The 14,134-nt window shown below is 62.3% G+C and carries 16 protein-coding genes; 7 read left to right on the top strand and 9 right to left on the bottom strand.

What is annotated here, in order from left to right:
- Window positions 1-102: 102 nt before the first annotated feature.
- The 7 genes from AC3ISR_RS21970 to AC3ISR_RS21940 form a co-directional block, all read right to left on the bottom strand.
- Window positions 103-1,452 carry a CoA transferase gene (locus AC3ISR_RS21970; RefSeq protein WP_192299408.1) on the bottom strand — a complete coding sequence of 450 codons (1,350 nt, stop codon included), beginning with the start codon at window positions 1,450-1,452 and terminating at the stop codon, window positions 103-105.
- 40 nt (window positions 1,453-1,492) lie between these two features.
- On the bottom strand, window positions 1,493-2,836 hold the full coding sequence (locus AC3ISR_RS21965) for a sensor histidine kinase (RefSeq protein WP_192299407.1): 1,344 nt from the start codon (window positions 2,834-2,836) through the stop codon (window positions 1,493-1,495).
- A gap of 68 nt (window positions 2,837-2,904) precedes the next feature.
- A complete protein-coding gene (locus AC3ISR_RS21960) occupies window positions 2,905-3,369 on the bottom strand; it encodes an LTXXQ domain protein (RefSeq protein WP_463984266.1) in 465 nt (154 codons plus the stop codon).
- Window positions 3,370-3,552: 183 nt separating this feature from the next.
- On the bottom strand, window positions 3,553-4,230 hold the full coding sequence (locus AC3ISR_RS21955; protein ID WP_192299405.1) for a response regulator transcription factor: 678 nt from the start codon (window positions 4,228-4,230) through the stop codon (window positions 3,553-3,555).
- Between the two features lie 7 nt (window positions 4,231-4,237).
- A complete protein-coding gene (locus AC3ISR_RS21950) occupies window positions 4,238-4,645 on the bottom strand; it encodes an SH3 domain-containing protein (RefSeq protein WP_192299404.1) in 408 nt (135 codons plus the stop codon).
- 107 nt (window positions 4,646-4,752) lie between these two features.
- The gene (locus AC3ISR_RS21945) at window positions 4,753-5,052 is read right to left on the bottom strand and encodes a YciI family protein (protein WP_010208140.1); all 300 of its coding nucleotides are present in this window, start codon (window positions 5,050-5,052) and stop codon (window positions 4,753-4,755) included.
- Between the two features lies 1 nt (window position 5,053).
- Window positions 5,054-5,650, bottom strand: a complete 597-nt coding sequence (locus AC3ISR_RS21940) for a septation protein A (RefSeq protein WP_192299403.1) — start codon at window positions 5,648-5,650, stop codon at window positions 5,054-5,056.
- 87 nt (window positions 5,651-5,737) lie between these two features.
- On the opposite strand from AC3ISR_RS21940, the gene AC3ISR_RS21935 reads away from it, so the two are divergent.
- From AC3ISR_RS21935 to rluB, 5 genes are all read left to right on the top strand, one after another.
- Window positions 5,738-6,601, top strand: a complete 864-nt coding sequence (locus tag AC3ISR_RS21935; protein ID WP_192299402.1) for a PHP domain-containing protein — start codon at window positions 5,738-5,740, stop codon at window positions 6,599-6,601.
- Between the two features lie 13 nt (window positions 6,602-6,614).
- Complete coding sequence (locus AC3ISR_RS21930; protein WP_192299401.1) at window positions 6,615-7,244, top strand: L-threonylcarbamoyladenylate synthase; 630 nt, start codon at window positions 6,615-6,617, stop codon at window positions 7,242-7,244.
- Window positions 7,245-8,063, top strand: coding sequence for a segregation and condensation protein A (locus tag AC3ISR_RS21925; RefSeq protein WP_489324430.1), 819 nt, complete (start codon window positions 7,245-7,247; stop codon window positions 8,061-8,063).
- A 12-nt stretch (window positions 8,064-8,075) separates the two neighbouring features.
- Window positions 8,076-9,062: an SMC-Scp complex subunit ScpB gene (gene scpB / locus AC3ISR_RS21920; RefSeq protein WP_489324429.1), complete on the top strand. Its 987-nt coding sequence runs from the start codon at window positions 8,076-8,078 to the stop codon at window positions 9,060-9,062.
- Between the two features lie 305 nt (window positions 9,063-9,367).
- Window positions 9,368-10,579, top strand: a complete 1,212-nt coding sequence (gene rluB / locus AC3ISR_RS21915) for a 23S rRNA pseudouridine(2605) synthase RluB (protein WP_192299399.1) — start codon at window positions 9,368-9,370, stop codon at window positions 10,577-10,579.
- Window positions 10,580-10,681: 102 nt separating this feature from the next.
- On the opposite strand, the gene AC3ISR_RS21910 is transcribed toward rluB, so the two are convergent.
- Complete coding sequence (locus tag AC3ISR_RS21910; RefSeq protein WP_489324428.1) at window positions 10,682-11,641, bottom strand: M29 family metallopeptidase; 960 nt, start codon at window positions 11,639-11,641, stop codon at window positions 10,682-10,684.
- A 74-nt stretch (window positions 11,642-11,715) separates the two neighbouring features.
- On the bottom strand, window positions 11,716-11,850 hold the full coding sequence (locus AC3ISR_RS21905; RefSeq protein ID WP_263864820.1) for a hypothetical protein: 135 nt from the start codon (window positions 11,848-11,850) through the stop codon (window positions 11,716-11,718).
- Window positions 11,851-12,478: 628 nt separating this feature from the next.
- On the opposite strand from AC3ISR_RS21905, the gene AC3ISR_RS21900 reads away from it, so the two are divergent.
- Window positions 12,479-13,900: an amino acid permease gene (locus AC3ISR_RS21900; protein WP_463984270.1), complete on the top strand. Its 1,422-nt coding sequence runs from the start codon at window positions 12,479-12,481 to the stop codon at window positions 13,898-13,900.
- 81 nt (window positions 13,901-13,981) lie between these two features.
- Window positions 13,982-14,131, top strand: a complete 150-nt coding sequence (locus AC3ISR_RS21895; RefSeq protein WP_463984271.1) for a hypothetical protein — start codon at window positions 13,982-13,984, stop codon at window positions 14,129-14,131.
- Window positions 14,132-14,134 lie beyond the last annotated feature (3 nt).

Here is a 14,134-nt window from a genome sequence, read left to right as displayed (position 1 = left end):
GGTGACGGTACTGGCCTCTTCGCGGGCAAGCCCGCTCTCACATGTTGACTGCGCCGCCTATCCAATGTGAGAGCAGGCTTGCCTGCGAAGGCGACCTTCAGGTCACCACTGCGCCCGATGTGAACCCAGTTCCCCCGCCGGCAAATCCCACTGCAACGGTGAGCCGCTGATACTCAGCGGCGCCAGCAACCGATGGGCCTGGCCCCACGCCGTCTGCTCCACCAGCAAACCCTGATCGCCCGGCGTTTCGGCACGCAACGCCGGTTGTTCCGGCACCTGTCCAGCTTCCATCAATAACCTCGCCGTGCGTGCCAGTGACAACCGCGCCGAGCCACCGCGTCGGGTCTTCAATCGTTCACTCAAGGCTTGGATGGCCGCGGCCGCCATCAAATACCCCGTGGCGTGATCCAGCGCCTGCACCGGCAGTGGCACCGGTTTGTCCGTGTGTTTCCAGGCCATGCCGGCGTCTGCGATGCCGCTGCTCATCTGTACCAGGCTGTCGAAGCCCCGGCGGTTGCGCCATGGGCCGCTCCAGCCGTAGGCGTTGAGGCTTACGTCGATCAGGCCGGGGGCGAGGGTCTGCCACTCGCTGGCGGTGTAGCCCAGGTGTTCAAGGGCATCGGCGCGGTAGCCGTGAAACAGGATGTCGGCGTCCTTGAGCAAGGCTTCGAAAACCTGTCGGCCTTGCGCGGTTTTCAGGTCCAGGCGGGCGCAGCGTTTGCCCAAGGTCATCTCCGGGACGACACCGGGTTCGTTCCAGGTGGGCGCGTCGATGCGCAACACATCGGCACCCAGGCCGGCAAGAAAACGACTGGCCACGGGACCGGCCAGCACGCGGGTCAGGTCCAGCACCCTGATGCCCGCCAGCGGGCGCGCCACCGAACCGAGCCAGGGCTGGTCGGTGGTGGTGTCGAAGGTCTGGCGCTGCACCAGCGCTTCGGCGTTGACGGCCAGCCCCTGGGGATGTGCCTGCCAGGCCTGCCAAGTGCGCATCTGCGCGGCGCACCCGCCCTCATCGACAATCGCCTGCTCCAATTCTGCGGCGTTCCACGCGGCGACTTTGGCGGCCATCGCCTTGCGCTCGGCAACCTGGCCCAACACGCGTTCGGCGGCGGCACGGTGATGGGGGGCGTTGGTGTGCAAGCGTATCCAGCCATCGGCGCTGGGGTAGTCGCCGGCCACCGGGTCCCACAGCGGCGGCACTTGCCAGCCCAGCGGGCGGAGCGAGGACGCGAACCAGAAGGAGGCGAGGCGTCGGTCCACACTGACGTTGGGCAGGCGCCCGGTCTGTTGCTGGATCAACTGGGCCACGGCCTGGCCAGCGGCGCCGAGGCTGGCGGCAGCCAGTTCGGTGACAGCGAAGGTCGAGGGCAGGGCACCGGCCTCGGTCAAGGTCAGTGGGGTGTGCGGCAGATCGAGTGCGGCTTGGATGGGTGTCAGCAAGTCAGTCATCAAAGGCCCTCCGTAAGAGAAGGGCCACTATAAGAGATGATCAGGCCGGTGTGACAACTCCAGGTTCCAACGGCAGGTCGATGCTGGCGATAAAGCCGCCGTCAGGGTGATTGGCCAGGGTCAGGCTGCCACCATGGCGCTCGGCGGCGCGGCGCGCAATCGCCAGGCCCAGGCCATGGCCTTGGGCGGTCTGGCCGGGGGCGCGGTAGAACGGTTCACCCAACTGGCTGAGGTGTTCGGCATCGACGCCGGGACCGTGGTCGCGCACGCTGATCAGGATGCGTTCGCCCTGGCGTTGCGCAGCCAGCTCGATGGGCTGCCCCTGCGGATTGAAGCGCTGGGCATTGCGCAGCAGGTTGTCCACGGCGCGTTCGATCATGGTCGGCCAGCCTTTGAGCTGCAGGTCGGGCGCTGCACTCAGTTGTACGAGCTGATCCGGCGCGCCGAGTTGGGCGTCCTTTTGCAGGGTCTTGAGCAATGCACTGAGGTCGATGTCTTCGGCGCTGGCGTTGTCGGCATCGACGCGCGCCAGCACCAGGATTTCGCTGATCAAGGCTTCGAGGCGATCACATTCGCGGGTCAGGCGTGGCCAGAGCTTTTCTCGTTCTTCGGGGCTGGCGCGTTCGGCCAGGGCCAGGGCGATACGCAGACGGGCCAGGGGCGAGCGCAGTTCGTGGGATACGTCGCGCAGCAATTGGCGCTGACTGCCGATCAGGCTTTGCAGGCGCGCGCCCATGCGGTTGAAGTCGGTGGCGAGTACACCGAACTCATCGCGGCGGTTGGCCAGTTGCGCCAGGCTGTTCTGCTGGTAGGTGGCTTGGCCGAGGTCGTGCACCGCACCGCGCAGGCGGCTGAGGGGGCGGGTGATGGAAAGCGTCACCAGCAGGCTGAACAGCGTCAGTACCACCAGCGCAATCGCTAGCGCGCTGAGCGGCCACAGCAGGCTGTTGCGGTGCCAGGCATCCAGTTCCGGGTGGGGAATGCGGTAGATCAGCAGGTAGGTGTCGCCGGTTTTTTCGCTGGTGTATTCGGCCGTCAGGCGGCGCCAGGGCAGGTGGCCGTCCTGGCTGTCGTTCTGGCGGGCCTCGAAGGCGGCGGCGCGGCGCGGGAAGGTGCCGCGTACTACCGGGTCGCCGCTTTCGTTCAGCACTTGCACGTCGATGTGGTACTGGCGCTTGCGCTGTTGCAGCAAGTCCTGGGCGGCGTCTTCGCCTTGGGATTCGTAGAGCTCGGTCCACTCTTGCGCCAGGTTGTTGAGGCCAGGGTGGCGGCTGAGAATCCAGGCATCTTGATTGAGCATATGCCCAAGCAGGATCGACAACCCGGCAACCAGGGCGATGGCCAGCCAGAAACTGGCCAGGATCCGCCAGAACAATGAACGCACAGGAAACCCTCAAACAGGAAAAGCCCAGTGGCGGTGGCCACTGGGCTGGGAGCGTTAACGCGTGGGCATTATTGCGCTTTTTGCGGCTGTTGCGCTTTCCAGGCCTGGAATTCCTTCCACTCGGCACGACGCTCGGCTTGTTTCTTGACGATCTCGTCGAACTTCTTCTGCTGGTCAGGCTTGAGTACCGCGCGGATGTCCGCCTGGGTTTTCTGCTTGCTGGCGGCAATTTCGTCCTGCATGGCTTTCTGGTCAGCGGCTGGCAGTTTGTCCAGGTACTTCTTGGTCAGGTCTTTGCGAGCGTGCCATTGGTCGCCCATCAACTTGCCGATCTGCTGGCGCTGTTCCTTGCTCAGGTCCAGTTGGCTGAAGGGGCCGCCTTTGCCACGCGGACCGTGTTCACCGCCGTGGCCCGGGCCGCCCATCATGTGGCCTTCCGGACCGCCCATCGGGCCTGGGCCTTCAGGCATTGCTGCCATGGCGACGGTTGGCAGGGCTGCGGCGAACATCAAAGCGATAAGGGGCTTGCGCATGGTGATTCTCCTGTCTCTATTCCGGTGAGTCCGGATGTGAGTAGATTACGGAGATCAAGGTCAGCGGCGGTCAGGGGAGCGTAAAGCTTGGGTAAAGAGGGTTTTGGTCGGGCCTGACAAAAACTTGCGCGTCAGAACACCGCGTGTGGGAGCGGGCCTGCTCCCACAGGGACAGCGGATGGCTCAAAGGCTGTAGTAGTAGCCGCGGCTACGCAGTGCCATGATCCGTGGCCGGCCATCGGGGTGCGGGCCGATCTTCTTGCGCAGGTTGCTGACGTGCATGTCCAGGCTGCGATCGTAAAGGGTCAGCTTGCGGCCCAGGGCAATCTGCGCCAGTTCCTGTTTATCCAGCGGTTCGCCGGGCTGACGCAGCAAGGCTTCGAGCAGGCGGCTTTCGGAGACGGTGAGGGTGAATTCCTGTTCGTCGATGCTGACTACACCGCGCACCGGGCTGAAGCACAGGTCGCCCAGTTCCATCTGCGTGGAGACCGCGGCCGGGTGGCTGCGGCGCAGCACGGCGCGCAGGCGGGCGGTGAGTTCGCGGGGGTCGCAGGGCTTGGCCAGGTAATCGTCGGCGCCGAGTTCCAGGCCGAGGATGCGGTCCAGCGGTTCGCCACGGGCCGACAGCATCAGCACGGGCAGCTCGGGGTGGTCGGTGCGCAATTGCTTGAGCAGCTCGAGTCCGCTGCCGTCGGGCAGCATTACGTCGAGCACCACGGCGGCGGGCGCACTGTCGGCCAGGGCTTTGCGCGCACTAGAGCCGTCATGGCAGGCGCGCACCTGGAAACCTTCCTGGCTCAACCAACTGCTCAGCAGCTCACAGAGCTCCTGGTCATCATCTATCAGTAACAGCTCGCTCATGACTCACTCAATTTAGCCATTGTCGACGGCGACGGTGCCCACCACTGGCGAAGATCCCGCACAGCAAGGCGATCAATGCGACGGCCCCGCCGGTGACAAACCACTGTTGTTGCTCGGTCAGCCAGCGGGTCAAGGCGCCGCCCTGCGTCTCTTTGAGTTGCTGGGCCAGGCGTTGGTTCTCTTGGCGAAGACGACTCAATTGCGCGCTTTCGCGGGCGGCGTCCGCGTTTTGCAGTTGCTTGCTCAGTTCATCGCGCTGGCGTTCGCTTTCTTTCAAGCGTTGCTGCAACTCGGTGATCTGGCTGCCGGCACTCAACGACAGAGGCGTCGAATTGCCGGTGTTAGGGGTTTCTTCAGCGTGGGCCGTAGCCCCGATCGTTAACACTACCAACAGACACAACTGACGTAAGCGCATCGGAACTCCTGATTCCACACGAATATTCAGAACGTTGTCGGCAGGTTACCGAGAATAATGAGCCATTGGGAGTGTGCCGAACGCAATAGGTTCGGCACGGACCCCGGTCAAGGCAGGACTTGCTTGAACGGCTTGATCACCACGTCGGCATAAACGCCGGCCGCGACATACGGATCAGCCTTGGCCCAGGCTTGGGCATCGGCGAGGGAGGCGAACTCGGCAACGATCAGGCTGCCGGTGAAACCGGCTTCGCCCGGGTCGTTGCTGTCTACCGCCGGGTGCGGGCCGGCCAGTACGATGCGGCCTTCGGCTTGCAGCTGCTTGAGGCGCTCGACGTGGGCCGGGCGGACGCTCAGGCGTTTTTCCAGCGAGTTGGCAACGTCGGTGGCAATGATGGCGTAGAGCATGTCAGTCCTCGGTTTTTGGCGTGGTGGGGGCGGCGTCATGCAGGTGGCGCGACAGGTAGATGCCCTGGCCGACCAGGAACAGCACGGTCATGCCCAGGCTGCCGAAGACCTTGAAGTCGACCCAGTAGTCCTGGAATGTAAACGCGACGAACAGGTTGGCGGCGCCGCAGAAGATGAAGAACACGATCCAGGCGATGTTCAGGCGTGTCCACACCGGCTCCGGCAGGGTCAGCGCGTGGCCCATGATCCGCTTGATCAGCAGGCGGTCACCGATGAAGTGGCTGCCGATAAACACCAGGGCGAACAGCCAGTTGACCACCGGCGCTTTCCATTTGAGGAAGGTTTCGCTGTGGAAGGCCAGGGTCAGGCCGCCGAATACCAGGCAGGCGACCAGGGTCAGCCATTGGCTTTTTTCCAGCTTGCGCTGGGAGATGAAGATGGCGCCGTAGACGACGATAGAGCTGATGATCAGTACGGCGGTGGCGCTGTAGATGCCTCCGAACGAGAGCTGGTGACCGGCGATATCGATGACCCTGGGGTCGAGTTTGGTAACGATGAAAAACAGCAACAGCGGGATGAAGTCGATGAATTGTTTCACAGTAAGAGCCAGAAGCTGGATGTGGCGGCATAATAACAAACATCCTTGGTAGCGAAAGCGCCAGCTGACTTGAGGTTACACACTCCCGTGAATGTTGATTTGCACTGCCACAGCACGGCCTCCGACGGCGCCCTGGCGCCCGCGGTACTGGTTGCGCGTGCGTTTGAAAAAGGCGTGCGAGTCCTGGCGTTGACCGACCACGACACCCTCGAGGGCCTCGATGAAGCCCGCACGGCGGCGCAGGCGCTGGGCATGCAACTGGTCAACGGCGTGGAATTGTCCTGCACCTGGGGCGGCGCCACCATTCACGTGCTCGGCTACGGTTTCGATCAAACAGCCGCGCCGCTGGTGGCCGCCATTGCGGCGTTGCATGATGGCCGCTGGCTGCGCTCCGAAGAAATCAGTCGCAAACTCGGCCTCAAAGGCATGCCCAACGCCCTCGACGGCGCCCGTGCCATCCAGCAGGAGCTGGGGGACAGTGGCAACGCCCCGGCCCGGCCGCATTTCGCCGACTGGATGGTGCGCGAAGGGTTTGTCAAAGACCGCGCCGAAGCTTTCCGCAAATGGTTGGGCGCCGGCAAGCTGGGCGACGTCAAACAACACTGGCCGACCCTGGAAGACACGGTCGAGACCCTGCGCGCCTCCGGCGCCTGGGTCAGCCTGGCACATCCATGGCATTACGATTTCACCCGCAGCAAGCGCCGCAAGCTGATCAGCGACTATATTGGAGCAGGCGGCCACGCAATCGAAGTGGTCAACGGGCACCAGCCCGCCGAACAGGTGGGCAGCCTGGCGATCCTTGCCCGCGAATTTGGTCTGCTGGTCAGCGCCGGCAGTGACTTTCATGGCCCAGGTGGTTGGTCCGAAATCGGCGAGTATCGCCAGGTACCTGATGACCTGCCGCTCTTGTCGGGGCGATTCAAGCATGACCCCATTACTGCCACCGTCTGAACAGGTAGAACACGTGAGTCAATTCTTCCAGATTCATCCGGAAAACCCCCAGGCGCGCCTGATCAAACAGGCTGTGGAGATCATTCGCGCCGGCGGCGTGGTGATCTATCCGACGGACTCGTCCTACGCCATCGGTTGCCAGATCGGCGACAAGGGCGCGGTCGAACGTGTGCGCCGCCTGCGCCAGTTGGATGACAAACACAACTTCGCGCTGATCTGCAGCGACTTGTCCCAACTCGGGCTGTTCGCCAAGGTCGACACCGGCACGTTCCGCCTGCTCAAGGCCCACACGCCGGGGCCCTACACCTTCATTCTCAACGCCACCCGCGAAGTGCCGCGCCTGTTGCTGCACCCGAAGAAGCGCACCATCGGCCTGCGCGTACCCGAGCACCCCATCGCCCTGGCGCTGCTGGCCGAGCTGGGTGAGCCGTTGATGAGCGTGTCGCTGATCATGCCCGGTGAAACCGAGCCGCTGGAAGATCCGTACGAAATGCGCCAACTCCTGGAAAAACAGGTCGACCTGATCATCGACGGTGGCTTCGGCGGCAACAAAGCCTCCACCGTGATCAACCTGGCCGATGGCGAGCCGGAAGTGATCCGCGTCGGTTGCGGCGATCCGGCGCCGTTCATGGTCGAGGCCTGAATGTCCGCTGTGCAAACCGTTGATCCCCAGGCCGGCGCCCAGCAGGAACTGCCATTTGCCATGGTCTATGGCCAGGCGGTCATGGAAATGCCCCTGGACCTGTACATCCCGCCGGACGCCCTGGAAGTCTTCCTGGAAGCCTTCGAGGGCCCGCTGGACCTGCTGCTGTACTTGATTCGCAAGCAGAACATCAACATCCTCGACATCCCGGTGGCGGAAATCACCCGCCAGTACATGGGCTATGTCGAGCTGATGCAGTCGGTGCGCCTGGAGTTGGCCGCCGAGTACCTGGTGATGGCCGCGATGCTCGCCGAGATCAAGTCGCGCATGCTGCTGCCGCGTTCGGAGACAGTGGAAGCCGAAGAAGACGACCCGCGTGCCGAACTGATCCGTCGCCTGCAAGAGTACGAGCGTTTCAAGGCTGCTGCCGAAGGTATCGACGGTCTGAGCCGCGTCGGTCGTGACGTGGTGGTGCCCAAGCTGGATGCGCCCGAGGCCCGCGCCCGAAAGCTGTTGCCGGATGTAAGCCTGGAAGAATTGTTGATGTCCATGGCCGAGGTGCTGCGCCGTGGCGATATGTTCGAGAGTCATCAGGTCAGCCGCGAGGCGCTGTCCACCCGCGAACGCATGAGTGATGTGCTCGAGCGCCTCAAGGGCGGCGGGTTTGTGCCGTTCGTCGAGCTGTTCACGAAAGAAGAAGGGCGTTTGGGGGTAGTGGTGACCTTCATGGCGGTCCTTGAATTGGTCAAGGAATCCTTGGTCGAGCTGGTCCAGAATGAGCCTTTTGCGGCTATCCACGTGCGGGCGCGAGCCGAATAAAGAGCTGAATCGATGAATCTGACTGAACCCCGCGAACTGGCCCCGCTCCTGGAGGCTTTTCTACTGGCCTCGGGTAAGCCCCAATCGTTGGAGCGCCTGTTCGAACTGTTTGAAGAAGCCGAGCGCCCTGAGCCGCCGGTGTTCAAGAAGGCGCTGGAGATTCTGCGCAAATCCTGCGATGGCCGAGCCTTTGAATTGCGCGAAGTTGCGTCAGGCTATCGCTTGCAGATCCGTGAGAAGTTTTCCCCGTGGGTCGGCCGACTGTGGGAAGAGCGCCCGCAGCGTTATTCGCGGGCGATGCTGGAGACCATGGCGCTGATCGCCTATCGCCAACCGATTACCCGGGGCGAGATCGAGGACGTACGGGGCGTGGCGGTCAACAGCCATATCGTCAAGACCCTGCTGGAGCGCGAGTGGATTCGCATCGTCGGCTACCGCGACGTGCCCGGCAAACCGGCGATGTTTGCCACCACCAAGGTGTTTCTCGACCACTTCAACCTGAAAAACCTCGATGACTTGCCGCCGTTGGCCGAACTGCGCGAGATGGAAGCCGAGCCGGTGCTCGACTTCGATGACGCGCCGGTGCCGGCTGGCTTGCAGGAGCTGGCCGATGCCAGCGCCGAGCCGGAAGAGCCGAAGGATGAAACCAGCTTCCATACGCTGTTGCTGGAACTGGATGACATGGAGCAGGGCATCAAGACTGACTTTGACGACCTGCTGCGTGATGGTGCCGCTGAGCCTGAGGCCCTGGAAAATACTGAGCCTGAGCCTGAGCCTGAGCCTGAGCCCGAACCCGAACCCGAACCCGAACCCGAACCCGAACCCGAACCCGAACCCGAACCCGAACCCGAGGAAGACATCCTGGGCGTTGCCCAAGCCCGTGAAAAACTCCTGGCCGCCGTCGCCGCCCTCGAACAGCCGGCCCTGAGCGACGAAGAAGCCGAAGCCCGCGCGCTGGCCGAAGCCATCGAAGCGGAACGCCGCGAACTCGAAGACTGATTCAATCTCACAAACACTGCTGAACCCCCTGTGGGAGCGGGCTTGCTCGCGAAAGCGTTCTATCAGTTGGCTTATGTGGTAACTGACACACCGCATTCGCGAGCAAGCTCGCTCCCACATGTTGATCTGCTGTGGGCCACTGGTCGGTGCAAGGCAGGCGACTTTGCCTTTATCGACTAGTCTCTGATGCGCAACCCGCGCCATACGCGTATGATTCGCGACCCTTCGCCGACCTCTTCGGCCAAGACCCCGCTTTCAACACTCTTCAGGCCACGCCTGAATCGACCCACCGGGAGGTGCTTAAGATGAACGACAAAGACCAGAACGACAGCCAGGAAATCGGCCCAGCAGGCGAAAAACTGCAAAAGGTGCTGGCGCGTATCGGCGTGGGCTCGCGCCGCGACGTCGAAGCCTGGATCACCCAGAAGCGCATCAAGGTCAACGGCGTCGAGGCCACCCTCGGCCAGCGCGTCGACCTGCACGATGCAATCACCATTGATGGCAAGGTCATCAAGCGTGAAGAAGCCGCCGAATCGGTGCGCCGCGTGATCATGTACAACAAGCCCGATGGCGAGATCTGCACCCGTGACGACCCGGAAGGCCGTCCGACCGTGTTCGACAAGATGCCCAAGCCTAAAGAAGGCCGTTGGATCAACATCGGGCGCCTGGACATCAACACCACTGGTTTGCTGATGTTTACCACCGACGGTGAACTGGCCAACCGCCTGATGCACCCGTCCTATGAGATGGACCGCGAATACGCCGTGCGTGTACGTGGCGAAGTCGATGACGAGATGATCGAGCGCCTGAAAGCTGGTGTGGTCCTCGAAGACGGCCCGGCCAAGTTCACCGACATCAAGCAGGCTCCAGGCGGCGAAGGTTTCAACCACTGGTACCACTGCGTGGTGATGGAAGGCCGTAACCGTGAAGTCCGTCGCCTGTGGGAATCCCAGGGCCTGGTGGTCAGCCGCCTGAAGCGCGTGCGTTTCGGCCCGGTGTTCCTGAACTCCGACCTGCCGATGGGCCGCTGGCGCGAAATGAGCCAGTACGAAGTCGACATCCTCAGCGCCGAAGTCGGCCTGACGCCGGTCGCCATGCCGCAGATGAATGCCAAGAGCAAAGACAAGCTTGAGCGTATGCAGCGTAAATCGTCGCGTCCTGTGGCGCGTACCGAGCGTGTTGCGCGCACGCTGCGCCCAGCGTTGAATGCACCGGCCACCGGCGGTCGTATCTCCCGTGAGCCGCACATCGAAGGCGAGCGCCGCCCAACCGCGCCATCGCGTCAGGAAGGCGAGCGCGCTCCACGTGCACCGCGTCCGGCTCCGACGGGTGGTCGCAGCAACCGTGGTGAAGCCGAGCGCCCGGCCGACAACGCCAGCACCAAGCGTCCAGCCAAGCCGGCGGCGAACAAGCGCCCTGGCCCGAAACTGGTCGCGGACGAGCCGTCGGGCAAGCGCCGTGGCGCGCCGGCCGGTTCGGGCCAGCGTCCTGGTTTTGGTCGCAAGAAGCCGCAGTGATGTTTTAAGCGCGGCCTGAAAACGCCAACCCTCGGGTTGGCGTTTTTTTTTGCCATTCAAAAAATGTGTGTGGGGGCTCCCCAGCGCTGCTGATAGCGGGATTCAGAAGGCAAAGCTGCCATCAAACACCGGCTTGTCATCCAGTGCCAACACCCCGCTGGCGAAGATCAGGTCCAGATGGTGGCTGCCTTTCTGCCCGCCGCCCAAGCCCAGGTGCAAGCCGCAGTGGCGCTCCTCGAAGCCCGCATTGCGCGCATACAGATCCTTGACCCCTTCATTGGTGCCAATCCCCAATTCCTCCACGCGCCGGTTCGACGGGTTGGCGTTCAGGTACTTGTTGAAATCCTCCACCAGCCCCGGCACATCACTGGCCACGCTGCACACCGTCGAATTTTCGATCCACAACTGCAGTGGCGATTGCAGCACGCCGTACTTGCGCGCAAACGGGATGGTGCTGAGGAAAGTACCGACAAACCGTACCTGGCCATTGATGGCTTCGCTGTGGGTGGCGATTTCGCCGGGCGCCAGGTCGTGGTTGCCGACGCCGTTGATATTGGTCCACTTGCGCACGCTGCTCAGCGGCGCCTGAAGGCGTGAACCGTGCTTGTCGGTAAAGCTCAGCACCTGGGCCTGGGACAGGCGCCGGATCAGCGTGGCGTTGAGGTCGGCGATGCGCTGGGGCTCGACGCTGAAGGTGTCGTAGAAGTAGTCGCCGTAATCCTTGAACAGCAGGGACTTCTGCCAGTGCTCCGCCATCACCCCTTGCAGGTCGCGGATAAACGCCGGGCCTTGGGCGCTGGGGTTGGGCAGTGTCGACGAGTCGTACAGGAACAGGTACAGGTCGCAGGTTTCGATGGCCTGGGCCAGGGTCTCGCTGCTGACCAGATCCAGGCGCTGCACCTGGAAGTTGAAACGCGCGGCGCTGGCTTGGGTGATGGCCAGGGCAATCGCCTCATATCGCGCAGTGTGGCCCAGCAGTATGGTGGGGCAGCTCAGGCCGGCGAGGGCCGGGTGGTGGGCGAGGTAGTAAAGAAAGTGTTCGACGGCGCGGGCCTTGTCCATGACGGGTGTCCTTGTGTGCCTTGGGTAAGGGGGGCAGGTGCCGTGCACAGCACCTGCCGGGAGCCTGTCGGGCGTTACGGCCACATGGCGGTGCCAAACGGCACCACGGCGTCCGCTTGCATCATTTCCACGGCGGCCTCATGGGTAGGGGCTTCAAACCAATCGTCGAGTTGCAGTTCGGTTTCCAGAGCGTTTTCCAGTGTGTGCATGCTGTCTCTCCTTGAAGGCATTTTCAGAATGGCTTGCCGACCGGCAAGTGGTTTGAACCTAGGAGAGAGTGTTTCAGAAAGCAAAAAATTTAATGACACGGTTCCATTGGCGATTTTTGTTGTGGTTTTCCATGGGGATTTTTTCCTGAGGAAATACAGCAGGCTGGGGGTGCTGATTTTGAACGAATCGGCGACCGCCAATTTTTCTAAAACTGACAGCCGTAACGTAGGTTTTCCGCGCTGTAACGATAAATTTACGAGTCTGTGGCGGGTTCATTGGCGTAGCGGTTGCCGTAAGGAATACCTGACAGTTCGTCGCACGCACCATTCGAGAGCGGCCCCAAGCAGTCGAGCGGTGTACAATGCGCCGCGTTTTACTGTGACCCCTCCTTGCGCAACCACGCGAAAGGCCAAGACCTCAGGGTTTGCCTACCCTGATCACTCCGTTTGGCTACGAGCCGGACGGGTTCGATTTCGTCACAGATAAAAACAAACAGGTGACGCATGACCCTTAGAACGACGCTGTACTCCTGGTGCCTGCGCTGGGGTTTGAGCGGGGCTGCTTGAGTCGAGATTCACGGCAGCTACGTGTATTCAACATCATCAAACCTTGCGTGAGACCCTTTTCATGAGTGGACCCCATTCCTCTTCAGGCGAGCTGAAACGCGGCCTGAAAAATCGTCATATCCAGCTGATCGCCCTCGGTGGCGCCATCGGTACCGGCCTGTTCCTCGGCTCGGCCGGGGTGCTCAAATCCGCCGGCCCGTCGATGATCCTGGGCTATGCCATCTGCGGCTTCATCGCCTTCATGATCATGCGCCAGCTTGGCGAAATGATCGTCGAAGAGCCGGTCGCCGGTTCCTTCAGCCACTTTGCCCACAAGTACTGGGGCGGTTTCGCCGGCTTCCTGTCGGGCTGGAACTGCTGGATCCTGTACATCCTGGTGGGCATGTCGGAGCTGACGGCCGTCGGCAAATACGTGCATTACTGGTGGCCGGAGATCCCGACCTGGGTCTCGGCGGCGGCGTTCTTCGTGTTGATCAACCTGATCAACCTGGCCAACGTCAAAGTCTTCGGTGAGGCCGAGTTCTGGTTCGCGATCATCAAGGTGGTGGCCATTGTCGGCATGATCGCCCTGGGCAGCTACCTGCTGGTCAGCGGCAGCGGCGGCCCGCAAGCTTCGGTGAGCAACCTGTGGGAACACGGCGGCTTCTTCCCCCACGGCGTTGGCGGCCTGGTGATGGCCATGGCGATCATCATGTTCTCCTTCGGCGGCCTGGAAATGCTCGGCTTCACCGCTGCCGAAGCCGACCAGCCACGCACCGTGATCCCGAAAGCGATCAACCAGGTGATCTACCGCATCCTGATTTTCTACATCGGCGCGCTGGTTGTGCTGCTGTCGCTGACCCCGTGGGACAGCCTGTTGACCACCCTCAACGCGTCCGGCGATGCCTATAGCGGCAGCCCGTTCGTGCAAGTGTTCTCGATGCTCGGCAGCAACACCGCTGCGCACATCCTCAACTTCGTGGTCCTGACCGCGGCACTGTCGGTGTACAACAGCGGCACGTACTGCAACAGCCGTATGCTGCTGGGCATGGCCGAGCAGGGCGATGCGCCTAAAGCGCTGGCCAAGATCGACAAGCGCGGCGTGCCGGTGCGTTCGATCCTCGCCTCGGCGGCAGTGACGCTGGTGGCGGTGCTGATGAACTACCTGATCCCGCAGCACGCGCTGGAACTGCTGATGTCGTTGGTCGTGGCCACGCTGGTGATCAACTGGGCGATGATCAGCTTCTCGCACTTCAAGTTCCGCCAGCACATGAACCGCACCGGCCAGGTGCCGTTGTTCAAGGCGCTGTGGTACCCGTACGGCAACTACATCTGCCTGGCGTTCGTGGCGTTTATCCTGGTGGTGATGCTGATGATCCCGGGCATCCAGGTGTCGGTGTACGCGATCCCGGTGTGGGTGGCGTTTATGGCGGTGTGTTATGGCATCAAGAACAAGCGCAGTGCCGAAGCGATGCAAGCCTCGGCGAATGCGGCGTTGAAATAAGCCAACGCCCGAAAACACGGAACCCGGCGCTTTGCCGGGTTTTTTGTGGGCGCTGGCGGGTTAGACTCGCGCCTCGTTTTAATGCGTGACCGGCACAGCGGTCCTTTACGCCTGATCGGCTTGGATTTGAGCGGTTTTCGCTTCAATGATGCCAAACTGTTCAAAGGCGCCGTGATTTCCAAAGCCCAGGCGTCGATGTTGTTGTCCGAGTTGGGCTTGTCCGTTGCTTAGGGT

The organism is Pseudomonas sp. GL_117, from assembly GCF_057835125.1.
This window is presented reverse-complemented; position numbering and strand designations above follow the sequence as displayed.